Origin of the sequence: Mesorhizobium delmotii (genome assembly GCF_900149755.1) — a bacterium.
Classification (GTDB): Bacteria; Pseudomonadota; Alphaproteobacteria; order Rhizobiales; family Rhizobiaceae; genus Mesorhizobium; species Mesorhizobium delmotii.
In genome coordinates this window covers 1,787,900-1,811,142 of record NZ_FUIG01000013.1, presented here as the reverse complement: position 1 = coordinate 1,811,142, position 23,243 = coordinate 1,787,900, and the positions used below count along the sequence as shown (strand labels likewise).

General features: G+C 56.6%; 19 protein-coding genes and 3 pseudogenes. 11 read left to right on the top strand and 11 right to left on the bottom strand.

Going from position 1 to position 23,243, the window contains the following annotated elements; all coding sequences use genetic code 11:
- Nucleotides 1-2 precede the first annotated feature (2 nt).
- Nucleotides 3-1,100, bottom strand: coding sequence for a polysaccharide pyruvyl transferase family protein (locus BQ8482_RS10095; protein WP_123147287.1), 1,098 nt, complete (start codon nt 1,098-1,100; stop codon nt 3-5).
- 437 nt (nt 1,101-1,537) lie between these two features.
- On the opposite strand from BQ8482_RS10095, the gene BQ8482_RS10090 reads away from it, so the two are divergent.
- The 4 genes from BQ8482_RS10090 (at nt 1,538) to BQ8482_RS10080 (ending at nt 6,085) form a co-directional block, all read left to right on the top strand.
- The gene (locus BQ8482_RS10090) at nt 1,538-2,788 is read left to right on the top strand and encodes a glycosyltransferase (protein ID WP_123147286.1); all 1,251 of its coding nucleotides are present in this window, start codon (nt 1,538-1,540) and stop codon (nt 2,786-2,788) included.
- Nucleotides 2,785-3,021, top strand: coding sequence for a hypothetical protein (locus BQ8482_RS38055; RefSeq protein WP_165848476.1), 237 nt, complete (start codon nt 2,785-2,787; stop codon nt 3,019-3,021). The genes BQ8482_RS10090 and BQ8482_RS38055 overlap by 4 nt, the downstream gene beginning before the upstream one ends.
- The gene (locus tag BQ8482_RS10085; RefSeq protein WP_165848475.1) at nt 3,018-4,289 is read left to right on the top strand and encodes a glycosyltransferase; all 1,272 of its coding nucleotides are present in this window, start codon (nt 3,018-3,020) and stop codon (nt 4,287-4,289) included. The genes BQ8482_RS38055 and BQ8482_RS10085 overlap by 4 nt, the downstream gene beginning before the upstream one ends.
- Before the next feature lie 275 nt (nt 4,290-4,564).
- A complete protein-coding gene (locus tag BQ8482_RS10080; RefSeq protein WP_123147284.1) occupies nt 4,565-6,085 on the top strand; it encodes a lipopolysaccharide biosynthesis protein in 1,521 nt (506 codons plus the stop codon).
- Nucleotides 6,086-6,279: 194 nt separating this feature from the next.
- Here BQ8482_RS10080 and BQ8482_RS10075 read toward each other — a convergent pair whose 3' ends face one another.
- Entirely contained in the window at nt 6,280-7,131 is an 852-nt protein-coding gene (locus BQ8482_RS10075; protein ID WP_123147283.1) for a sulfotransferase, read from the bottom strand.
- A gap of 153 nt (nt 7,132-7,284) precedes the next feature.
- Between BQ8482_RS10075 and BQ8482_RS10070 the strand changes: the two genes are divergently transcribed.
- From BQ8482_RS10070 to BQ8482_RS10060, 3 genes are all read left to right on the top strand, one after another.
- Entirely contained in the window at nt 7,285-9,339 is a 2,055-nt protein-coding gene (locus BQ8482_RS10070) for a hypothetical protein (RefSeq protein WP_133254729.1), read from the top strand.
- 243 nt (nt 9,340-9,582) lie between these two features.
- Nucleotides 9,583-10,863: an O-antigen ligase family protein gene (locus BQ8482_RS10065; protein WP_123147281.1), complete on the top strand. Its 1,281-nt coding sequence runs from the start codon at nt 9,583-9,585 to the stop codon at nt 10,861-10,863.
- Nucleotides 10,860-11,825: a glycosyltransferase family 2 protein gene (locus BQ8482_RS10060; protein ID WP_123147280.1), complete on the top strand. Its 966-nt coding sequence runs from the start codon at nt 10,860-10,862 to the stop codon at nt 11,823-11,825. Before BQ8482_RS10065 ends, BQ8482_RS10060 begins: the two co-directional genes overlap by 4 nt.
- A 220-nt stretch (nt 11,826-12,045) precedes the next feature.
- Here BQ8482_RS10060 and BQ8482_RS10055 read toward each other — a convergent pair whose 3' ends face one another.
- On the bottom strand, nt 12,046-12,333 hold the full coding sequence (locus tag BQ8482_RS10055; protein ID WP_123147279.1) for a hypothetical protein: 288 nt from the start codon (nt 12,331-12,333) through the stop codon (nt 12,046-12,048).
- Nucleotides 12,333-12,590 (bottom strand): annotated as a pseudogene (locus BQ8482_RS10050) (transposase domain-containing protein); the annotation flags it as partial. The pseudogene BQ8482_RS10050 and the gene BQ8482_RS10055, both read right to left, overlap by 1 nt.
- 101 nt (nt 12,591-12,691) lie before the next feature.
- On the opposite strand from BQ8482_RS10050, the pseudogene BQ8482_RS40525 reads away from it, so the two are divergent.
- Nucleotides 12,692-12,796: pseudogene (locus BQ8482_RS40525) on the top strand (IS110 family transposase); the annotation flags it as partial.
- Nucleotides 12,797-12,806: 10 nt separating this feature from the next.
- On the opposite strand, the gene BQ8482_RS10040 reads toward BQ8482_RS40525, so the two are convergent.
- The 5 genes and pseudogenes from BQ8482_RS10040 to BQ8482_RS10015 form a co-directional block, all read right to left on the bottom strand.
- A complete protein-coding gene (locus tag BQ8482_RS10040) occupies nt 12,807-13,943 on the bottom strand; it encodes a glycosyltransferase family 4 protein (RefSeq protein ID WP_123147277.1) in 1,137 nt (378 codons plus the stop codon).
- A gap of 50 nt (nt 13,944-13,993) precedes the next feature.
- Entirely contained in the window at nt 13,994-15,862 is a 1,869-nt protein-coding gene (locus BQ8482_RS10035; protein ID WP_123147276.1) for a Wzz/FepE/Etk N-terminal domain-containing protein, read from the bottom strand.
- A 558-nt stretch (nt 15,863-16,420) separates the two neighbouring features.
- Nucleotides 16,421-16,636, bottom strand: coding sequence for an exopolysaccharide production repressor protein (locus BQ8482_RS10025; RefSeq protein WP_123147274.1), 216 nt, complete (start codon nt 16,634-16,636; stop codon nt 16,421-16,423).
- Between the two features lie 357 nt (nt 16,637-16,993).
- Nucleotides 16,994-17,776: an FkbM family methyltransferase gene (locus BQ8482_RS10020; protein WP_123147273.1), complete on the bottom strand. Its 783-nt coding sequence runs from the start codon at nt 17,774-17,776 to the stop codon at nt 16,994-16,996.
- 628 nt (nt 17,777-18,404) lie between these two features.
- Nucleotides 18,405-18,555: pseudogene (locus BQ8482_RS10015) on the bottom strand (molybdate ABC transporter permease subunit); the annotation flags it as partial.
- Nucleotides 18,556-18,666: 111 nt separating this feature from the next.
- On the opposite strand from BQ8482_RS10015, the gene BQ8482_RS10010 reads away from it, so the two are divergent.
- Nucleotides 18,667-19,962, top strand: coding sequence for a polysaccharide biosynthesis/export family protein (locus tag BQ8482_RS10010; protein WP_123147272.1), 1,296 nt, complete (start codon nt 18,667-18,669; stop codon nt 19,960-19,962).
- A gap of 189 nt (nt 19,963-20,151) precedes the next feature.
- Here the strand turns inward: BQ8482_RS10010 and BQ8482_RS10005 are convergent, their stop codons facing one another.
- The gene (locus BQ8482_RS10005) at nt 20,152-21,144 is read right to left on the bottom strand and encodes a glycosyltransferase family 2 protein (protein ID WP_123147271.1); all 993 of its coding nucleotides are present in this window, start codon (nt 21,142-21,144) and stop codon (nt 20,152-20,154) included.
- A gap of 211 nt (nt 21,145-21,355) precedes the next feature.
- On the opposite strand from BQ8482_RS10005, the gene BQ8482_RS10000 reads away from it, so the two are divergent.
- Together BQ8482_RS10000 and BQ8482_RS09995 are read left to right on the top strand one after the other, a co-directional pair.
- On the top strand, nt 21,356-21,688 hold the full coding sequence (locus BQ8482_RS10000) for a hypothetical protein (RefSeq protein ID WP_123147270.1): 333 nt from the start codon (nt 21,356-21,358) through the stop codon (nt 21,686-21,688).
- Nucleotides 21,689-21,730: 42 nt separating this feature from the next.
- Nucleotides 21,731-22,405 (top strand): protein-L-isoaspartate(D-aspartate) O-methyltransferase, encoded by a 675-nt coding sequence (locus tag BQ8482_RS09995; protein WP_123147269.1) that lies wholly within the window; start codon nt 21,731-21,733, stop codon nt 22,403-22,405.
- Between the two features lie 151 nt (nt 22,406-22,556).
- Here BQ8482_RS09995 and BQ8482_RS09990 read toward each other — a convergent pair whose 3' ends face one another.
- A complete protein-coding gene (locus tag BQ8482_RS09990) occupies nt 22,557-23,183 on the bottom strand; it encodes a CDP-alcohol phosphatidyltransferase family protein (protein WP_123147268.1) in 627 nt (208 codons plus the stop codon).
- Nucleotides 23,184-23,243: the final 60 nt, after the last annotated feature.

Sequence of the window (23,243 nt, the reverse complement as noted above, 5' to 3'; positions counted from 1 at the left end):
CCTTATTGCAGATGATGCACCGACCGGGAAGAAGCTCCGAGTACCCCTTCAAGCGACCGTGACAGTCGTGTGTAGTGTTGCATCGCATTTTCTACAATCACGGGGTTAATAACCTCGCTACCGTCGCGTACGATCTTTTGTATGGCGCCTGGAAATAGAAATAGAAAAAGCAGCTTGTGAATATCCCCGATTCTCCAGAAAAAAGAGGATCGGTTGATACGCTTGTACAAGAGTCTTGTTTTCTCCGCTCCCGAATATGCAATACATGGCACGCCGTAGCTCATTGCAATTACGCCAAAGTGCAGTCGAGTGGTAATCAGCAGATCAAGCGAAGACGCCTCGCCACATGCATCTTCCACGTCAGTTAAAATTTTGCTGCTGCAATTATCTTGTGACAGGTTGGCGCAAAATGCTCCGAAATGCCCATCTTTTTTTGGATTGATTTCATAGAAAATGAAATCAATATCTTTGCGAATTCGTGTTACAAACTGCAGTATGCGTTTTGCCAACCGAGACCGACGGGACGAACCAAGGTAGATATTGAGCCCCACACGTAGACGCGAGCGCCCTTTGTCATATCTACTTCCAGAAATTCTGCGGGAGATCGTCCATACGACATCATCCAAGAACTCGCCTTCGGTGTTTGCTTGTGCAAGGAGTTTTAGATCCTCGCGATTTCTCAATGTTACATAGTTTAGGCGTCTTATAAGTTCTTGGCGCACAGCGGGTACAATTTCATCGATGTCTTTTCCCGCGCCTCCTATGGAAAAGGCAAATAGCTTGATAGATTTTTCTTTTGTATATTCTAGAATAAGTCCAAGATCGTCGTTGAAATCCTGCACAACCTCAGAAGGTTGCGGCCTCTGGATAAGTATGCCGCCTCCTCCAAATATAACTACATCGACCGACTCGACAAATTCTTTTACATCAGAGCATATCTTAAAACCCCAATCCATTTTATCGGAGCGCTGCTTCGCATAAACTATTGGATCATGCCCCTCATCTTTTACACACTTGGAAAAAAGATAGGCCATGATATTGTCACCGAGATTCTGATAGCTGTAAAAGCCAAATATCCCGACCCGGAGAACCGGCGTCATGCTGTGCTCCTCTGAAGTGCTCCGCGCTCGGGCTTATGCGCGAACGGGGAGCGACTACTTTTTTGAACGAGTCTGGTTCCGATCCGATTTTCGCGCACACGCGATAGGGCAGAAGTATCGGTACAAGGTATACCACAAAAAATCACTCCGCTGTGCCCGGGGTAACAGCGGCAGTTCTCTGAGACGTTTAAATCCAACAAGTTAGATCTGATCGACTGGAAGCCGTTGGAATAACCCTCCTTACGGACTGCAAGTGCTGGCCCAAGAAGGAAGGGCACACTTAGGACTCGGGGTTCATCTCCATACGGCATGCACCCACCGGGGCGTGGCATGTCACTCCAATGCAGTAGCACCGATATCGGGACACATGGACCAAAAGCGCGGCTGGGCGTGGGAACGCACCCAACGGATAAATTCAGCGCGATCGGTGCGGCGATATGAAAGTACAGGGTGCGGAAGGCAAGATTGAGTTGGGGCGTCGACTGCGTATCGCTCATGTCATCACCCGTCTCATCAATGGCGGTGCTGATGAGAATACTGTCCATTCCTGCAATTGGGCCGCGCAAAGGGGGCATGATGTTGTCCTGCTGCATGGCGAGACGGTCCAGCCGGAAATCATAGCTAAAGTGGACCCGCGGGTGGAACTCATTGGCGTCCCGGGCCTGACTCGGTCCATTTCGCCTGTCTCCGACCTGAGGGCATTGTTGGCGCTCACCCGGAGATTCCGCGCCTTGAATGCCGACATCGTGCATACGCATACCAGCAAGGCAGGCATTCTCGGGCGTCTCGCCGCATGGGCGGCGGGCGTTCCAGCGATCGTTCATGGCGTGCATATCGTGCCTTTTGTCAATGTCGGCGTCGCCGAGCGGTTTGCTTATCTCGCCTTGGAAAGGCTGGCAGCGCCGATCACCAGCGCGTTCATCAGTGTGAGCGAGGGCATCCGCGACTTATGCTTGAGCGCAGGAGTGGGACATCCAGACAAACATTATGTCGTCCAATCCGGATTCGATCTCGATCGTTTTCGCAACGCCGCTCCGCCCGACGGTTGGCGCAGTTTGTTGCGCTTGACCCCGGACGCGCCGCGCCCGCCCGTGCTCTTGATGATCGCGGCTTTCGAGCCACGCAAGCGACACACGGAATTTCTGGACGCTTTCAACAAAGTCGCCGCCCGGTTACACGACGCAGTGCTTGTGCTCGCGGGCGACGGGCCGCTTCGCTCGACCGTGGAATCGCGGGCCAAGCGGCTTGGGCTCGAGCGGCAAGTGGTCTTTACCGGTTATCGGGACGACCCCGAGCGGCTGATCGCGCTCGCGGATCTCTGCCTGCTCTGTTCCATGCGGGAGGGATTGCCCCGCGTGGTCATGCAATATCTCGCCGGTGGCAAGCCCTGCGTCGCTTGCGATCTGCCAGGTCTTGGCGAAGTGCTCCGCCCTGGTATCAACGGTGTGATTACACCTGCGGATGATTTGGCAGCCATGGCCGACGCCATTGCCGCCCTCCTGGAGGATCGTGCAAGACTGGCCTGCCTCGCCCAAGGTGCCGCCGCGGCGACGGATCTTTCGAACTGGGACGTCAAGCTGGTGGGCAAGCGGACCGATGCCATTTACCGGGAGGCTCTTGACCAGCATCGCGCAAGCAAGGGAGTGTCAACAACACCTCCTGTCCGAAATGTGGCGCTTCCGCGGTGAACGGTGCAGCCTATGGTTTGACGGTGATCGGGCAGCTTGCCGGATTGGTTAGCGGTGCAAACTTTGCCGATTTCGGAGATGAGGTGGAGTGCGTCGATCTGGACGACAAGGGGATCGATGCGCTGAAAGGCAGTGAGATGCCAAAGAGGCATCTTCTTTGTTGCACATGGGACGGGGTTGTAATCTTGGTGGCCGCCTTGGCTCCAGGAACGCTATCCGGCGGATTGATATGATTGAAGCAGAAGTTGCCTCCGCTTATCCGACGAAGACCCCGCGAGCCGAAGCTCTTCCCAGCATACGTGTTCTGCTCGTGCTCCCAACCTATTTTCCTGAGTCATATGGCGGCGGCGAACAACAGGCGCGGCGATTTGCTCGGGCGCTGGTTGAAAGCGGCGTTTCCGCAACCATTTTGGCACCCAGACTGTCGCACTCGACCCCGAAACGGTCCGCCATCGACGGGGTCCCTATCCATCGCCTTCGTTTGCGCGCGGCTCCGTATTTGGGCGGGCGCCATATGCTGTCGTTCCTGTCGTGGTGTGTCCAGGTTTTGATCTGGATGCTGCGCCGTCGCGACGAATTCGATGTCGTACATATCATCCATGCCCGACTTCACGCTGTTCCGGCGGCATTGGCAGGAGCCCTCCTGCGCAAACCGGTTCTCGCAAAATTGGCCCGAGGCGGACGGTGTTTCGATCTCGACGCTGTGCGCGAAAAGAAGATCATCGGTCGCTGGGCGTCCGCCTTGATTAAACGTCACGTCACGGCCTTCATCGCCAATAGCCGCCAAATCGCTAATGATCTGAAGAGACACGGCATCGACGCAGATCGCATTCATATGATTCCGAATGGGATCGATCTGCCCCGCAAGCCGCACCGCGACCCGAGCGCCGATGGCAGCCGACGCTTTATCTGCCTTGGCCGTCTCGATCCGGAAAAATGCGTCGAGCATATGATCGATGCGTTCGCGGCACTTCCCGCCGACGCAAAGGCGCAACTCACCATCCTGGGCGATGGCCAGTGCCGCGTCCCTCTCGAGGAACAGGCGACCCGGTTGGGCCTTTCCGGCAAGGTCACATTCGCCGGGGCGGTCGAAGATGTGTTTCCCTTTCTGTGGGAGGCTGATTTCTATCTTTCCACCTCGGCGTCGGAAGGCATGTCAAACGCCCTGCTCGAGGCCATGAGCTGCGGCGTGGTCCCGATCATCACCGATGTCAGCGGTGCGTCCGACGTCGTGGAGCATGAGCGCAGCGGCTTCTTGGCTCGCTCGCATGCGGAGTATTGCGGGCTTCTTCTTCGCACGCTCGGCCTGTCGGAAGCCGAGCGCGATGAGATGGCGCGGCGCGCAGTGCAAACAGTCAATGCGCGATTCAGCATGGAAAGCGTCGCAACACGGCAAATGAGGTTGTATGCCACTCTTGTGGGACACTGCCACCCAGATCGTGAGGCGGATAGGTTATTAAGGAGCAACCCCGAAGCCGGCCCAAGCAATGACGACTATTGATGCCGGAGAGCGGCGCTGGAACGAGATTCTTGATCGCCTACAACGCAGCAAAGAGGCCAAGTAATCAGCCATGACGGTCGACTTTCGCGAAAAGCTGAGCTTCGTGGCCAGGGAAAAGTGCCCTGGATGCGGCCGCTGCCATAATGACTTAGGTTGATGAAGCGATGGAGAAAACGGTGATTGAGCGCCTGAGGGATCCACCCGCGAGGCGTGGGCGAGAAAAATAGCTCATGAGGTTGAAGCACGCTTGCATGCACTGAAGCGTGGCAGTTCAAATGGACAGTCCGGAGCAGGTCAACTTGGACGAGGTAACTGGACATAAAAACCTGACACGAAGGGCAGCCAACGGCCTCTCGTGGTCGGGTGCCACATTGCTGGCCCGAACCTTTTTGAATGTCCTGGTCACGGCCGTTCTCGCGCGCCTGCTTTCCCCCCAGGAGTACGGCGTTGCCGGCGTTGCGCTGATCATCGCAGCCGTCGGCAATAACATTGCCAATCTCGGCATGTCGCAAGTCCTGGTCCAGCGACGGGACGTCGACGAGCGCCATATCGGAACCGTAGTTTTCTTGTCCATGATAATCGCTGCCATTCTCGGCTTGCTTCAATGGGTGTTTGCACCGCAGATTGCCGATTTTCTTCATGTGCCGGAATTGGTCCTCATTTCGCGCCTCCTTGCGGTGATGATGGTCGCGAACGCGTTCAATCTGACCGCCGAGGCTATTTTGTCGCGGCACCTGAAATTCAGAATATCCTCCACAGCGAGTCTGGTCGCTTGGATTGCTTCCCATGTCGGCCTTGCCATTCCGCTCGCCTATTTTGGACTCAGCTATTGGGCCTTGGTGGTCGCGTATATGGCCGAGGCATTGATCCTGGCCAGCATCTATTTCTTCATCGCCAGGGACTATCTCGTGAGGCCCAGTTTCGACATGCAGTCCTATCGCGATATCCGCAGACAGAGCCTAGGCTATTCGCTGGCTGGTCTATCATCCGTCACCGCCAAATATATCGATAATGTCATTGTCGCGCGGCTGATCGGCACTGCAGAGCTGGGCATTTACTCGCGAGCGTATTATCTGATTGCTATGCCAGCAAATCTGTTCGGCAATCTGAACAAGAGCGTGATTTTCCCGCTCCTGTCGAAGGTTCATCACGACAAGGCCAGGCTATGCAGCGCTCAGCTCAAGGGGTATGCTTTGACGGCGGCGCTTGCTCTACCGACTAGCGCATTTCTATGTTGTTTCGCAAAAGAAATTGTTCTGACAATCCTCGGCCAGAAATGGACGGATGCCGTCGCTCCCATTATCATATTCTCTGCAGTAATTTATTTCCGCGTGGGTTACAGAGTGTGTTCAGCCGTGACGCTTGCGACGGGCCAAAGTTACCGAACGGCCTCCATGCAGATCATTTACATGGCCCTTGTCGCTTCATTCGCGTTCTTCTCGGCGCCCTATGGCGTGAACGCAGTGGCCTTTTCAGTGTCCGGCGCCATTGCGACGAGTTTCTTCCTCTATGCGGCGATGACTTGTCGGATGACGGGATTATCAGCTCTGGATTTCGCGCTCGTCCATGTGCCGCCTGTCGCATTCGCCGCTGTGGTGTTCGCCACCGGCTTGGCGGTCAAAATGCTGCTTGCCGGATCACCCGACTATCTTGTGCTCGCGACCGGACTTCTCGTTATAGGAACAATGTCCGTTGTCACTGTCTATCTGAGAGCGTCGCTACTCTTCGGAAAACATGGTGCGGAAGTCTTGCAGACTCTAACATCCAAGAAAACGAAATGGATTAGATTTGCATAGTCAACGATACCCTGCACATTCGGCGCCTCTCCGACTGCCGATCCGACGATTTGGGGTGCGCAATCACATCATATAAGTACGGGGATTCGAGACACAGTCGGCGGCCTTGAGACGGTTGGCCTCCTTGACGAGGAGGCGATTGCCGTTTTCTCTCACCGGAACGGCTGCTCCTCCAAGCCGTTAACCGCACAAAGTCAGAAATTATCACCTCCATAATCGAACAATTCCGCGGTTGCGCGGGTGCCTTCCCAAATCCGCTGTCGTGCTGAACGATCGAGGCGGGCAACCGCTCGGGTGTTGACGTCGGGTGCGATGTGATCGGATGCTTCGTCCAATTTTATCCGCAGCTTTTCGCCAGTTGCGGCGTCTGTGTTTGCCTTTCGCGCCGTCCCAAATGATTTAACCTTAAACCTGATCTTTCCGTCCTCCGCTGCCGCTATGCCGAGCGCGTCGTAAAGGCTTCTAACAAACGCATCCGGTGATTGGATCAAATTCTCGAATCGAAGCGATAGCGCATCACGCTTCCTCGAGGCTTTGAACATCAGGCTAGTCACATCATTGTACCATTTGATCGCGCTCGCCTCGCTGAGACCGCTGCGTATCAGCCCTTCGCACATCGGCAATGGATGCCGCGTAAGCACAAGGTTCCGCGCTTCCATAAAGCCGCGCGCAATCGCGTCGTCGAATGCGATGTAGTAATCCATCACCTTCAAAACGACGTAGCGTGCTTGGGGCTTTTCGTTGCGTTCCCCAGGGAGGACGGTGTCGGCAGTCGCTGCGCGCATATGACGCCAAAAGACGGGAACAGATGCCCAGTTGACGGCCCCGCCAATACGGCACGCAGCCTTGCGCAGCTTATAGAAACGTCCGAACACTCCCACATGCCATTCGTACTTGGGCATCAACACATCCGGCGAACTGCCGATGATATTCCAGACAATGCTTGACCCACCTCGGCCAAAGCAATTCAATAGAAGCGCATTGGGCGGAAGAGCCTTGCCCGACCTAGTGAGAGGCGAAGCACCGATCCTGTCGGCGGTCTGCATCTGCTTTCTCCGTTATCGCATCAGGCGCGACACACTTTCCCTGGCTGTCGTTGAAAGGCTAAACCGAAACCCATGATATGCTGCGGAGCTTGTGAGGAGAAGCGCGATATTAAGAAGTCTCATCCCGAAACCAGCAATTACTGGCACACGACAATGACCAACCGACTTTCTCGCCGGGACCTGGCGCGGGCCGCATGCGCCGCCCTTGTGCTGACGGCATCCGGTCGTCTGGGACGGGACGCTCGCGCCGCCGGCCCGGCGCAAGGCTCGCAGCCGAACGCTCACTCCTGGCATCCTGGTCTGTTCCCGGAAATGATTGTGAAATCCTGGTTTCAGGAGGATCTGGCCGAAGGCGAAGTCTCCTCGTGGCAATCGGGCGGCGTGAAGCCGGTGGCTGCGATGCAAGCCGAGCCCTCCCTGCGCCCGACAAAGCTTCCGAATAACGGCGGCGTTCTCTTCAAGAAGGGCACGAAACAGGCATTGACTTGGCCCGCCGAAAACGATGCCCCGTATCTTCACCGCTGGTGGTTGGTGATCGCCCGGTGCAATTCGGCAGTCAACGCCGACGCGAATAACGTTTCCGTTCTTTGCGTCAATGGCGCGGAGGGTGGCCCGGTGCATCGCCAGCCCCAGGTCTGTTTCAGGCCCTCGGCCGGCACATTCGTTTCGCGGCTCCATGACGGCAAGCTCAAGAGCGAGGAAGGGCTATGCTCGACGGATTTTGGCGACTGGAATGTCATGGTCGGGTACCGCCGCGGATTCGTGATGCAGGCCGTGGTGAATGGGGTCAAGACGGCCGGCCAGACGATTTATGCATTGGCACCCAACCGGATGAAATCGCAGAGCTTCATGGGCGATGTGAACAATCCGATGAGGGCCGATGTCGCGATCGACTGCGTCATCATCGGACAAAGCGAACTAAATGACTCCCAGATCGACAGGCTAATGGGATGGGGCATGTGGCGCGTCGGCCGGCAATCCGCCCTGCCCGGTGATCATCCCTATCGCCAGAGCCCTCCTTCAGCTGTGGATGCGAACGACAAACCGGAACGTTATGCGTTCGATTCAGCCTCGTGGGCGTCCTGGGCAGCCATCGGCGATGAGCGATATGCTCATCGTGGTGAGGCGGCGCCCCCGATCCGCGCTTACACAACGGTTTTTTTTGACGACTTCGAATCCAACTCGGTTGTCGATAATTCCACAGGCGCGCAAAGCAGCATCTGGTATGCGCCGACCCATCTGACGACCGTTGGTGTTGACGCCGCTACCCCGCCGATCTCGGCGTCGCCCTCCTCCTATGTGCACGACGCCACCAGCCACACGCTGGCGCTCCGGCTCTTGCATAAGGGCCGTTGGAGAACAGGGGCGTTCTCTTCCGTGAACAACAATGGCCAAGGGCGGTGTTGGGGAAAGGGGATCTTTGAGATCCGCGCCAGACTGCCGAAGATACTCGCGCCCCGCCCTGGATTTTTCCCTGCTTTCTGGGCGTATGGGAAGGAGCATCTATTCTGGCGGACGCGCAATCGTCTTGAGACGGACTTTTGGGAATATGACGGTCTCAATGGGGCCTATATCAACATCAGCCAGCACGTGCACAAACCCAGACTCGGCTATGCAGATCCACATATCACGCCACGTGACGTGCGCCGGAAAATCGCCGGCTATCAAGTCGATCCATCAAGTGGTTTTCCCAGCACGATCGACGTATACGATGGCGAATTTCATACGTGGTACGCGCAGATCGAAGATGATTATACTTATTTCGTAATCGACGGCTATGAAGTGGCGCGCGTTCCGACGACACCGGAACTCGCAGTAAAAAAATACATCATCGTGGATTTCGCTTACGATAAAAAAAAGGGGCGCGCTCAACCGGACCCGTCGCAGACGTATGACATGGTGATTGACTATATAAGGGTCCGGCAGACGGAAACGGAACTGGCTAGGGTCCCGACGGCCTTCAGCGCATTGCCGGCCTTCTCGGGCCGGGCTTCACCGGGCCAGGCGCTGACCGTCGTACCGAACGTTATTGCGTCGCAAATAGAATGTCTATGGTATCGTGACGGCGTTCCGATCGTGGGCGAAACCGGCACAAGCTATGAGCTCAGCTCGCGGGATGTCGGGCATAAGATTCGCTGCCATGTTCGCGCGGTTTCTGTGCTCGACCAGCCAGAAGCCTGGACCCCGGAGAGCGAGACCGTCGGCTAGAACGTATCGACTGCGCGACACCAGGATGCGTTCTCGTCGGACTGCTGACGAGCTCTGCCACCAGTAAGCCTCCCCGCAGCCGAGGAGGGTGAGTTTTCCCAACAGGCGGAAACCTCTTCGATATGCGATTGCCACAGAGCAGCGTGAAGTGTTTCTCCGCGGGCTGGCATTGATACATCCAACAAGTTCTGTTTCCGGGAAAGAGAACGTGCTAAAAGAATATCGCGCCGCGAGGGGGCTGTGATGCGTTATCTCCTCACATTCGCGATACTGAGCCTCTTCCTGCCAATCAGGCTCGAGACGGGTCTTGTATTGCTGCGTCCGTTCGAGCTGATCGCATTGCTGATGCTCTTTTTTGGCCTGGCGACGGGGCGTTGGCGAAATTTGGCTTTTTCAGCCGGTTTTCTACTGCTCCTGCCCTTCTTGGGCTGGCACATGGTCTCGGCCTTCAGCGTGGACGCAGAGAACGGCCTGCGCGAGCTGTTGCAGATGTCCACTGTGGGCGCCTTTGCGTTCGCCATCGCACAGGAGGCTAGATGGCTCGAGACGCAGAAGGCCGTCAACATCTTGCTTTTCGGCATGGTGCTGATCCTCGCCTATACGATCACCTGGCATGTCGCCCATGGCTACTTGGTCGGTTGGAAGCATCTGGTCGATCCGAGGCTCGCGTTCACCTTCCTTCCAATTGCGCTCGCAGGGCTCCTCCTCTTCGTCAACCGGGGCAAGCGGCGCACCCTTTGGTTGGTATGGGCGGGGATGCTTCCCCTGCTCGTGCCATCTGGGGAACGCAAGGCGTTTTTGATCTATCTCTTTCTGACCGCCGCGCTTCTGATGCGCGGACGGCTCGCTGCGATGGTGCCAGCGATCGCCGCTGGCTTCGTGGCACTTTTCGTGCTGTCGACCACGATCAATAACGCCTATGTCGAGAAGCAAATGCAGACCATTCTCGATCCGCTGAGCATGGGGCAATACGAATATCTTGCCGCGAAGGGGAAATATGCCCCCGGAGACACCCCGAGCAATGTACAGCGCGCGTTTGCTTTCACGCTGTCCAGACAACTCATCTCCGAATATCCACTGATGGGCGTGGGTACGAACCAATTCAAGAATATTATCGAGACGGATTTCAGCGAACTTCCTGACGAGTTGCAGCTTGGGATACATGGCGAGTTTCAACGTATCCTCACCGAGAACGGCATCATTGGGCTCAGCCTCTATGTTCTCATATGGATTGCAGCATGGTTTCGCTTAAGCCGTACTCTAAGCTGGGCCCTTTCTCACGGATTGATCGGAGCGGTCCAGGCACGGCTTCTGCCCCTCGTGCTCCTTGTTCCTTGCGCCTTTTACGTTGGAACAGAAGCCTCCGGCACACGAGCTTTCGTTACGCTGAGTCTTGTCTCGCTCCTGCCTGAATTGACGCGGCACGGGCTTTGCCTATCATTACACAGGATGCGGAGGAGCCACCCCAGGGGCATGAGACATCCTCGATTTCTCGCGAGCCCCTTGCCAGGAAACGCGAGATGAGTGTTTCGGTTATCATGACATGTCACAATGAAGAACGCTTCATCGTGCAGGCAGTGGAAAGCGTGATTAATCAGACCGCGTCGAGCCACATCAAAGAGATCATCATTGTCAATGATGGCTCGAAGGACGGCTCGTCGGAAGCGATTGCATCGCTGGGTAGCAGGGAGCCGCGCGTACATGTCCTGACGACGGCGGGTATCGGGCTTTCATCGGCGAGGAATCTTGCCATCAGACATGCTGCCGGCGATCTTATTGCAATTCTCGACGGCGATGACTTCTGGGCCGAGGACAAGCTTGAGCGTCAATTAGCCGTCTTGGGCAATGGCTGCAAGGCAGGTCTTGTCTATGGCGATTTTGTCGATTTTTCCGCTCCGGATCTGTCCGATGCTCTACACGTCGCCGTGCGCCGCTATCGCGCGGACCAATGCGATACACTGCGGACATATTTTCTGCTTGATGGGCCTATTATTCCTTCCAGTATGGTTATGCGGCGGGAGATGGTCGAAGATATCGGGTTATTCAACGAGGCATTCAGGGCTGGAGAGGATACAGAGTTTTGTATGCGCGCAGCCGAGCGTTGGACATTTCAACATGTGGCCGGAGCACTCGTCTATAAACGGCGCCATGGCTCAAACATAACCCGCAGACTCGACGCGCTTCTGCCGGTAGGCGAAGGCCTCACGCGAGATTGGGCCATGCGACGGCCGGAGCTTACGCACCTCGCGCGTCGGCGCAACGCGCGTTTGTACGCAAAGGCGGGCAATGATTGCGTGGCTCAAGGCGAAATGAAACGCGGAGCGCGCTTGCTCATTCGCGCGATGTGGCACGATCCATTGTCATGGCGGGTGTACGTTTACTTTTTTCTTTGCGCCCTGCCGAGGGGCATGGATCCGCAGGTGCGCCGTGCAGCCAAGCTATTGTTCTACCGCGCCTTGCGCAAAGGCTTTGCTGACGGCTCTTAATGATGCTGGCTTCCCGGTTCGCGCGATGAAGGCGGCAGCACTCGCCGGGTTTTGATTCCACCGCGTTCTGCAACCGACGGCGTTGAAGCCACGTTGTCGAGGCAGCATCGATCGCTGCGTCCCGTCCCCGGAGGCGGGCCAAGAACGCACCATCCAGGGCAGTATATTCGATCTGTACGCCAAGCACGAGAACGGCCGCGACCGGCCAAGGCCGCGGAGATTATGATTTCGGCTCGTCTGCCACGATCCGCTCGATCATTTCCAGATCGCATTGGGAATCCAGGAGGAATTGTCGAACACCGCCCTCCCAGGTCCGTACGTCTGCGAGGAACTCCTTCAGGCTCTCGGTGAAAGTAGTGATTCCCTCGTCGGTTCCGTCGTGGGCGTACATCATTTCGCCGTAGTCGATATTGTCTGAGTTGCTGGCGATTTCCTGGAGGAGTTCGAGGTTCTCGCCGATCAGCGTTGCGACGTATTCGATCGTGTAGACCATGGTTGGGCGTGCCATCAGGCGGCCTCTTGCCGAGTGTTTCCGGCGGGCTTCCAATTCCATATGGCAGCAGTTCCGGTAGTCTGGATACGCGGGGATGTTCGGGATCCGGGCGAGGACATCCGCCAGCCAAGCCTGAGTGCCGATGTCGTACATCTTTGCCGTAACGATCAGCGAATGAACGCACCGCGATCTCCACCGCGCTGCGATCCGGCGAAGAGCCATGCCTTTCGCCCCAGAGCGATACCGCGCAGAGCGCGCTCGGCGGCATTGTTAACAAAGGCGTCAACGAGCTCGAACGTGTATCGGTGCAGCTCGCCGAGCTTGATAAAACTCTCGCCAAACAATCGCTCAAGGATCACGAGCTCTCCGGTTGATGACGATACCGGGCGGACCTTCTTCCGTGGTTGCTTCAACAATCCTTTCATCGCTTGGCGATATTCATTGGTTCCCGACTCCGGAAAAGCTGAGCAGCTACTTTGGCCTCGGGCTCAGCCCCATTTCAGCTCCGGAAACGTCGCGCCTGCACAGGTTGGCCAGTCGAAGGTGCGTGCCCGTGATTTGGCAAGAGCACCGTCGCGCTCACGCAGTTCTGCATTGGCCACATAGGTTGCTATCGCGCGGGCCATCGCGTTCACGTCCTCCGGGGGCACCAGCACACCAGTGGAGCCCATGACCTCGGGTATGCCGCCGACGGCCGTCGCTATCGAAGGACATCCTTGCGCACCGGCCTCAACCAACACTAGCCCGAAGCCCTCGATCTTTCCCTGTAGCTCTCGCGCGAACAATGTGTGGCACGCCGCACGGCAGTATAAGCGCTTTAAGTCGTCGTCGGACAGCCTACCGGTAGCGATCACTGGAACACGAGCTCGTGCCGCTTCATCCAATATCTTTGAGGCATAGGCCTGATCTTCGGCCCGTCCAGCCATCACAAAGATCGGATTGTCTAATCCGTATTCATCGCGCGCGCTCGCGATAGCCCGGACAGTTTCCAACTGGCCCTTCCGAGGCTCGATACGTCCGACTGCGCAAATGACGCTTGCAGCTTGTGGTACAGCTGCAAGTTGCGGGTGTTCAAAATTCCCATGGATTGGCTGAAACCACATGGGATCCACGCCGAGATACGTGACGACACCCTTCCGGGGCATTCCAAAACTTTCGGAAAAGATCCGCAGCGTCGCATGTGAGTTGGCGAAAACGACCTCTGCTCCTTCGTAGGCGCGGCGTACAAACCGAAAAAGGATGGAATCGGTCCTGAATTTGCTGACTTCGCTGCCATGAATCATCGCTCGATACCCTCTGCGATGGAACGGTCGTAGCACAAATGTCACAAGTACACTGCGTATGTCGGCGGCCAAAAACAACCTGTCCTTAGGAACGTTGCGCAGAATAGAAAGCGCCCGCAGCGCCCCGAATGGAGAAATTTGATGATGCCGCAGAATGCGATGGGTATCCGGCTCCTGGGGAACGGCAGGAAGGTCAGGATAGGCAGGCGCTATGACGGTCGCAGCGTGGCCACCAGCACGAACGATGTCGACCAACCGTCCGGCGTATGTTCCAATGCCACCAGGAAATGGATGATATTCGTACGTCATCAGGATGATGCCGTGCGGAGGCTGAGATATCATCGGTCAAGAACTCCCAACGCCGCCCGCCTCGCCTTTTGCCTGCTCCACAACTAGGGCTGGTAATACTTATGGTAACGTTCACTGTAAAATTCGGCGCTGCCGAACTTTTGGTACCGCTTGATTCTTTTGATATCGACCTTGTTGAGCAGAACGCCGATGCATTTGTCGGCCAGGATCGGGTTGTTGTTGAGAATTTCGCGCACGAATGTGCGAGCGGTCACACCCCATTCAACAACCAGAACAAGGCCGTCGAGGTGCTGGACAAAGGACCTCACGTCCGCGACTGGAGCCAACGGGGGCAAATCAACGACGACGTAATTGAACATAGGGCCTACCTTGAGCAGAAAGTCGCCCATTTTCTCGATAGGCTGCACGGTGTTTGCGAGCTTTTGTTGGCTCTGGTTCACGCCGGGCAGGAACCTCAATGGCAATGACTGATGGGCCAGCAAGTCTCTCGGATTGAGTTCTCCAGCCAACAAGTTGGCCAGGCCTCGTTCCCAGCCGTTGGCTAACATAGGGGACAAGCCAGGATTGTGGATATCGGCATCGATCAACAACGTCTTACAACGCTGCATAGCAAGAACCATCGCTAAATTAGCAGCGATCAGAGACTTCCCTTCTCCCGGGAGGCAAGAAACGATGCCGAGCGCCTTGGTGCTCTTCCTTGGTAACTCGACGTCAACAGCGACTTTCACAGTTCGCATCGCTTCAGCGAATTCAGAGCGCGGATGTTGTTCTACCCAGTTGAAAGCGCTGTTCCCCACCTCGATGAATGACGGCTCTCCGGCCGCACGATCGTGCTTGTTTCGGCGAATTGGCTTCCCGTCCAGCAAAGGGATCATTCCGAGCGTCTGAAGTCCGAGTTCATCGCGCACCTGAGCCGTTGTGCGGAAAAAGCGCTCCCGGTACTCCCGAATTCCGCCCACACCGGCGCCAACCAGGCCGCCGAGCACGAGACAGAACGCCAACGTAAGACTGCTGTTCGGAGAACTCGGGCTGCTGGGGGTTGGTGCCTCCGAGATAGTCCGCGCCTCCGTCAACGCCATCGAAAGGTTCTGCAGGCTCGCTTGGTACTGCTGCAGGACCTGTTCATATTGCGACTTGAGAGAGGACGCCTCAAGTTCGAGCTGGCGCAAGGTAACCAGCGTTTCCTTGGTCAGCGTATTGTCTGTTCGGAACCTGTGGATTGCGAGCTCGGCATCGACCGATCGCTTCCGCACCGTCTCGAGCTCTTCCGCCAGTGCGCCGCGAGCTCGGATAATCGACTCGTCTTTGGCTCCGACTTGGTCAGAAATATAGATTTCTGCATACTTACTGGCTATTTTTTGCGCCATTTCGGCGCTAGGCGACCGAAATTGGACTTCCAGAATGTAAGAATCCCCTACACGAGCTACCGTTATATTCTTAGCCAGAATGCCAAATGCCTGCCATCGAGGATCGGATCCTAGCGCGGCACTCGATTTCACCGGCGCTCCGCTTGCTTCGGAACTGCCGATGAATGGCCACCGCGCGACCGATCCTATGAGACTGTTGAGCAATGAATATGGCGCTGACAAGAAAGAGCGATCGGTAGCAAGACCGAGGCTGTCAACGACCTTTAGCCCGATGCGGTCGGAACGCAACAATTCGACCTGACTCAGCATCATCGGGTCAAGCTGTGCGGAGCTTCCGCTCTCTGTTAACTTCGTCACGACGGATGGCTGGTTCTTGTCGATCAGGATTCTGGCGGTCGACTCGTACAAGGGCACCTCGGCCCAAAGATACGCCAGCCCCAGCACAAGTCCTGCGAGCGCGCATGTAAGGACGAACCTCAACTGCCGTTGCGCTGCCGCCACGAGTGTTTCGAGATCAATCGTTCCCCACTGAGGATCGTCGAATGTGAAGGCAGATTCCGGGTGCTTTTCAACTTCGCGGAGCATAAGCCTTCACACCCGTGTGATGAGACTGGCAGCGCATTGGTAGTGACAAACACCATACCACATTATCTGACTAAATGTCTGCAAATTCAGTATCGACGCCCGCGGAGCACAGGCGCACCGCTCGGGGCGGCCCGCTATTCGCCAAAGGCGCAACTCCTAACCTCGATGCAACAAACGAAGCCTCACGCGGCCCATGCTCCGACTGCCGCAATTCCGCTGCATGTCGTAAGCTCCAATTGAAGGAAGAAATTGAGTCGTATTGCCAAATGGCAAAACATCTGAGCAAGAGATTCCGGGCTCCGGTTGAGCCTGTCCTGCAGGAAACAGGAATGGCTCGTCGATCACAGGCGCGCGATAACGATCACCTCAAGGGTCCTGCGCGCATCTGGCGCCTCGCGGAAAGCCTCTCCGCTGCCCGAATGAGACAGGTTGCAGTCACATTTTGTTTCGTGGTGTGGGGTGTCATCTTGCTGATCGTCCTGCTCTAGCAGCCAGAGCCTATAAAGGCGGAGAGTGGCCCGCCTCACTAAGTGGCTCGGCAGTTGCTCCCTTTCGGACTCATCGCGCGATGTGTGACTTCGGAGTCACCGATTCTTTCGAGACCGAGCGCCACACTAGCAGCATGACAGCAACAAAGTACCCAATCTGTATCAAGATCCCACAAATTAACGTTTGGACAAACGTGCCCCAGAGGGAGCCGGTGAGCAAATATATACTGATGGCGAATGCCAACAGTACTATGATAAGGCCTCGCAAAAAAAGCAAAAAGGACATCGCCGTCCCACTCGCAGCCGCTGACGTGACGCGCTCCTTGGCTATCCAGGCCTCAGCGCGTTAACCATCATAACATATCGGAACGGGTCAGAGCGACCGATATATTAGCAGGTGCGAATAAAGACGCCCCAACCTGTGCCAGGACGCTTGCTTCCAGGCGACCAACTCCCGTTCGACCATCCACAGCTTCTCGGCCGTCGACCACCGCCGCCGTCGCTCGCGGCCCGTTCAGGATCTCAATCTTCGGAATGCTACCAGTCATAGACACGACATTACTCCTATCCCTTATCAAGATGGAGATCGTGTCCGGTTCATTCGGGGCTATTTCATACGGATCCCCTCCGGGGCCATACCTTGTTAGCGTGCGCAATGCACATCAAACCAGTCATGCCAGACAGGGTCAGGATCACCGGTGTGGCCAAGATCAAAGGCAAGCCACGTAAATGCAACTTCCTTCATTTGCCGCCACGGGCCATCAGTCTCATCACCGAATGGACCCGAGGAGCCGTAGGCAGAATGTTTCTTTGCAACATTCTCTGGTGCACGGCGACCCAGCATACGTCGAACACGACTTCGCAATGGTCTTAGATTTCGTGACCATTTGTTGGCCTGATCGGGGCTATAACTTAGCTGCCGAAATTCCTCCTGCGCAATCAGTTTGAAACGCGAATAGCCGAGATTGTGCATAAAGAACAGATCCTCCAGACGGCTCTTCTCAAACGAGACGAATTGAGGGAGATCGTTTGGTTCAAGTGCCTCCAAGCAGAAATGATCTGCAGTCTCGATATCAACCTTGAGGTAATAGGGTGTTCCAAACTCGGCCAAGATGTCGTTCATCGGTCGGCAAGTGACCTGGATCTCATGAGAAGTGTTGTTGCACATCTCCGCATTTTGCCTATCGAATGAGTTGAGCTCGGGATTGCTACTGATCCAAAATGAGGCTTGTCCGTGACTTGGCCCAATCGCAGCCTCAACGACGTGAACTTGGCCCTTCTCGATCTCAGCAGCAAACCGTTTTCGCCCTGCTTCCGCTTGCGCAGGGTCTGCCTCAATCGCCACCACACGATAGCCTTGGCTCACATAGAACGCCGTATCATCGCCATTATGCATACCGACGTCATAAACCAAGTCGCGGTCCACGTTGCCCTCCTAAGGAGATGACGTGCAAAGCAAGACATTAAGATAATAAGTTGGCCGCGCTCTGCCTAAATCACCCTTCCGAAGGAGAGTAGCATTAGGGACTTGACGAAACTATCATTAGCATGACCCGCCCGCCTGATATCCGCTCCATCTCCGACCGCGAAATACGGGATAGGTTGTTCATCACGTCGCGCAAATGGCGCAACTTCGCCTCGGCGGATGAAATTTTAGGCTTGTCATCTGCGTCCCCCAATTAGCAGCACGACAATCATAACAAAGAAAATCTCCCCCACATGAGCGAATTAACTGCAAAGCGGGAAGCGTTCGCGCTGGCCTATATCGAGTGCGGGAACGGGGCAAAACCTACCGGAGCGCCTTCGATGTAAGGGAGAACACTAAAGTTGTGTGCGTCAAGTTCTGCAAAAAAATGGCGTGGCATTCAGCGGTGACGTTGGTGTGTCCGCCGCGCAGCTTCCGTGTTTAGCGGAGCGGCGGACATGGCGGCCGCGCCTCAGGCGGGCCAATGCCGCTCAGGCCACCAGGACGCGACTGCCATCAGCAGGTAGCCCGCCGACCGGCTGCTCGCTGGCCTGCGGTGTCGCTTCCGATCGGCAACACGATGGTGACGTCAGCCATAGCGTTTGCGGCTCCACGACTGCACCAGATTGACGACCAGGAGCATCGCGAATCTAGCAAAACCATGATCGCCTTGATCGCGGTGGCCGCCGGATAGTTGTATTCTTCCAGCCGGATGACGATCAGAGTGGCGCGATCTCGGAACATCGTCTGCCTTGTTGCCGTTGTTCAGAGCGTAAATTCGCCTCAAAAGAATGGCGTTGTGAGAAAGGTCTGCGTCGATGTCATGCTCAAGCATTGCGGGGTAATCGCGAATGTTGAAAAGATCGGTGCGCTGGATGCGGGCAGGCAGCTGCGCTGCGCTCGCATGCGTGTTTTTGTTGTTCGCATACGCGAATCTGTCGAATGGCCTTGCCCTAGCAGAGGAGCACAATGCCGACGAGTACCGTCTGCAGACTGGCGACGTGATCGGCTTCGCTGTCATAGGCTATCCCGAGATGCAAAAGCGAGCTGTGATCGACCAAAGCGGTGTAATTGTGTTGCCGGTCCTGGGCCCGCTAAATGTTCTCGGGAAGACAATAGAGGATGTTCGCAAGGAGGTAGTTGAGGTTTTAAAACCAAAATCCCTTCCGCAACGATCCGCCGACGGCACTGAGACTTGGACTGGTTTTTATCCGGATCAGATTGTAGTTGATATTGAGGAATACCGACCCGTCTATATTGACGGGGACATTGCCTCTCCTGGGACTCAGGCCTTCAGACCAGGCATGACTGTCCGACAAGCTGTGGCGGCTGGCGGCGGTTACCAGCTCGGTCGCGGTGAGCTTCAAAACCCTGAAATGACAGCAGCGGACCTTGGTGGCCGCCTCCACATTCTGCGCATCAAGTACCAGGAAAGCGAAATCAAGGCTGCTCGCATAGAGGCGCAGCTGAGCGGCGCCAGAGCGATTGAGCTTCCGGACGCAGAACGTGACCCGAGCCTCGAACCTCGTCGCGACGAAGCTTTGCAGCAGGAGGGGAAGCATCTTGAAGCTGTCTATGCGGATCAGGAGAAGGAGCGCGCTTCAATTAAGTTGGCCACAACCAAGGCGGCGGAACGAATGGGCTACCTGAAGGAGCAGCAGAAGGCGGATCAAGCGGGCGCAGCCGCAGATGCGGTGGAACTTGATCGCCTCAAGAAGCTCTTCGAAAAAGGTCTGATCCAGATCACGAGGGTCAACGATGCTCAACGCGCAGTGCTCTTGTCAGCGACCCGCGCTTTGCAAACCAACGCTGAGATCGCTCGACTTGAACGCGACCAAGGGGATTTGCAGCGCAGTCTTGATAAGCTTATCGACCAGGGTCGAATTGACCTGTTGGCTGACTTGCAGGCTGAACGCGCGGCGATGACGCAAATGCGCGCTGAGATGGATTCATTGACCAAACAAATCGCCTACGTGATGCAGATGCGCAGCGACCTTGTAGGCGAAGGGGACCGAATTACGATCGGTGTAACCCGATCCACTGACGGACAGGCAGCGACGACCGAGGCGACTGAAGATACTCTGCTTGCTCCGGGTGACACCATCACAATTACGCTGGCCCCACCAGGAGCGGCGGTCGCGAACTAAACAATTAAATATTGTATAGAGGCGGCGCGTAGTTGCACGTGTCCTATGGAAATGTGGTCCGGGCCAAGATCGTTTTGGTGGCCGCTCAGGGTCCGGGCAATGACGTGACTGCCGCGTGCGCCGCCAAAGCCTGGGATCAAGCATCTAGCTTCAACAGCTCTGGCTCGGTACGCCCGAACAGGGACGCGCTCACCTCTCCAGATAAATCTTTCCATAAAGAGGCCGAGACTCGGCGTTTCGCATCCGTTTCACTCGAACCTTGATCCAGCGAGGAACCAGCCCCCGGCAGCAGACGTCGACCGTGTGAGGCAGACGTGAAATGGCCGTGCGCGGCTCCAGGACAAAGAGCTTCTTCGACAGGTACCAGGCTGCGGAAGGCCGCCCTTGAATCAAAGCTCTCACGGCAAACCCATTGATCGTGTCAAGCAGATGGGCATTGAGATCGCTCCCAAATTGCGGATATTTCTCGCGAAACTCGGCTAGGACAATTTCATACGAACGAAACATCTGCATGACATCGCTCGACATGTTGCCGATCGTCCTCCGGTAACCCACAAGATGTTGGGGCACGACACGAAACTCGTAATTCTCCGCTATTCTGAGGCACATTAGAAGATCTTCGCAGCCTTGTGCGTTCCTCGCCCTCAGGGAAGGATCAAACTGTCCCGCCCGCTCGAATGCGGAGCGACGTAGAAGCATCGAACTTCCGTTACCGACAAAGTTGTTTCTGCACATGCGTTGCAGCACGCGACCATGGGCATCGGGCTGTTTGAATGAAAATATCCGACCGTCCTCATCGATCTCCGCAAACCAGCAATATGCCAGGCCAGCTGACGAGCCTCCTTCCTGCAGGACGCGCAGTTGCAGTGCGATTTTGGATGGAGCCCAAAGATCATCCGCGTCCACGAACGCTAGAAACTCCGCATCGGTGGCAGCGGCGCCGCTGTTGCGTGCGTGCGCAACACCCGCGTTCGGCTGCCTGAAAAGGCGTATACGCCGATCTTGCTCGGCATAGGCGGCCACGATTGACGCGGACCGGTCCGTCGACCCATCATCCACTACGATAATGTCCAGCGCCTGGTGGCTCTGCTGGCAGATGCTGGTCAGCGTCGGGAGAATGGTTCTCTCGGCATTGAACATCGGCACCACGACGCCTATCACAGTGGCATTGTGCTGGCTCATTTGCCTTCGTCTCTCTCACGACGTGGTAAAATGGCACATCAGGGCCGGTAGTTCCATCAGATTTCACTACTTTAGCTGATGAGGATTCAACCACGACGGCCGAGCGGCAAGGCAGAGGGCCCCGACGAGTTCCACTCAGCACTCCTGGAAGCGATAAAGCAGCAGCCTCCGGACTTTAGCTGGATATTTAGGAACTCCGATGTGTAGGTGAGTGAGGAACCTCCCGAACCGCCTGTCGCGGCATCCGCTGCCGAAGCCATGCAGCAGTCGCAGCATCGGTGAAACAGGCGTCCACTACTACAACGACAACGCCCCGGTCGAGATCGCCCGCTGCCCACGCATGCACGCGATTCAGCCGTTCATCGTTCAATCACCGCGATCCAGGACATACCGTTATGGCGACATGGCACGCGCGAAATGGCACCGGATCTCCGGGGCCGCCGACGATATCTATCAAGATGCAACGCCAAAATTACCTCCGGTCGCCGTGGGCCACCCGCAACTGGAAACGATGGCGGGCGTTGATGTGACGAACGGGATATAAGCCTATCTGGCAGCGAGCCTGGTTGAAGAAAGCCCGACGGTCATGAAGCCAATGAACGAAGAGCATCTCGCAGTGCTACGCAGGCACATGGTCGAGATGATTGCAATCCATACCGACCTTGCAAGCGAAGAACTCGGCAAGGCGGCGCTCGATGAGCGCGTGATGGCTGCGATGCGGCGAGTGCCGCGGCATCTCTTCGTGCCAGCCTCGGTTGCGCCTTATGCCTACCAGGACATGCCGCTGCCGATCGGCTTCGATAAAACCGTCTCGCAGCCGTTCATCGTCGCTCTCATGACCGATCTCCTTGCTCCCCAACCGCACGAGGCGGTGCTCGAGATCGGCACCGGGCTGGGCTACCAAACCGCAATCCTCGCGGAACTCGCCGGGCACGTTTGGAGCGTCGAAATCATCGAGGAATTCGCAAGCCACGCCGAGACTCTCCTGCAGGGCCTCGGTCTATCCAATGTCAGCATTCGTGTCGGGGACGGGTCTCGCGGCTGGCCCGAGCACGCCCCATTCGACAAGATCCTGGTCACCGTCGCGGCTGGGCGGGCGCCGCCGGCTTTACTTGATCAGCTCAAGCCGGGGGGACGCCTGGTTCTGCCTGTCGGACCTGAGGAAGTGCAGTTGCTGACGGTCATCGACAAGAATTCGGCAGGGCAACTGAAGACTCGCAAACTCATCCCGGTTCGGTTCAGCCGGCTCGAAACGGTCTAACGACGGTGCGGACATCTGGCCCCACAGGGTCAGCAACTTCGCTATGGCCAGAGATGACGCAGGCCGCGCGAGGATTGATTTTAACCCGACTGTGCCCGCGACAGCGCCTCGCGTTTTCCGCCGCCCAAAACCAGTATGGGTTCTCGCGGTCTCACGGCTGCTTCGCGTCCGCTCGTTTGAGCATCGCAAATGCGCGATTGATCCGTTGCACAGCTGTGGCGTTTGCCAGCAGTGCGTAAAGCGCGAACCCGCCCGTCAGCATCCAGGGCGAAGCGGCGCCCATGGCGGTCACGAATCCGTCGGCGACTAGCAGCACGCAAATGAACACCAGGCGTTCCATCCGTTCGAAGAAATCCGGCCACGCGTGGTTTTCTATAGGGATTTCGATCGCCGTCCGCGCCTTGGCGTAGCTGGTGAGGATCCCGCCGGCGAATGCGATCATTGCGATCGCCCACAGATCAGCGACCCAGCCTATTGCCGCAAAGACGGCAAGTTCCTGATAACGGTCGGCCATGGCGTCGAAATAACCACCGGCCTTGGTGCTCATATGTCTGCGACGGGCAACCGCGCCGTCCAGCGCGTCGAAGGTGAAGGCAAACGCGAGGCAAAGGCCAAAGGCAAGGCTTGACTGGTGGTACAGATAGGCGGCGCATGACAGGGCGACGAGCACTAGCCCGCCTGATGTAACCTGGTTCGGGGTCATGCCGAGCCCGACCAGCGGAGAAGCGGCCTGCTCCCATAGCGGGTCGATACGACGTTTCATGAGACCGGCGATCATGATTACTCGGCTCCTCTGATGATGTCGTTGCGGAACTTAACCGGCAAATTGCGGGTTCGT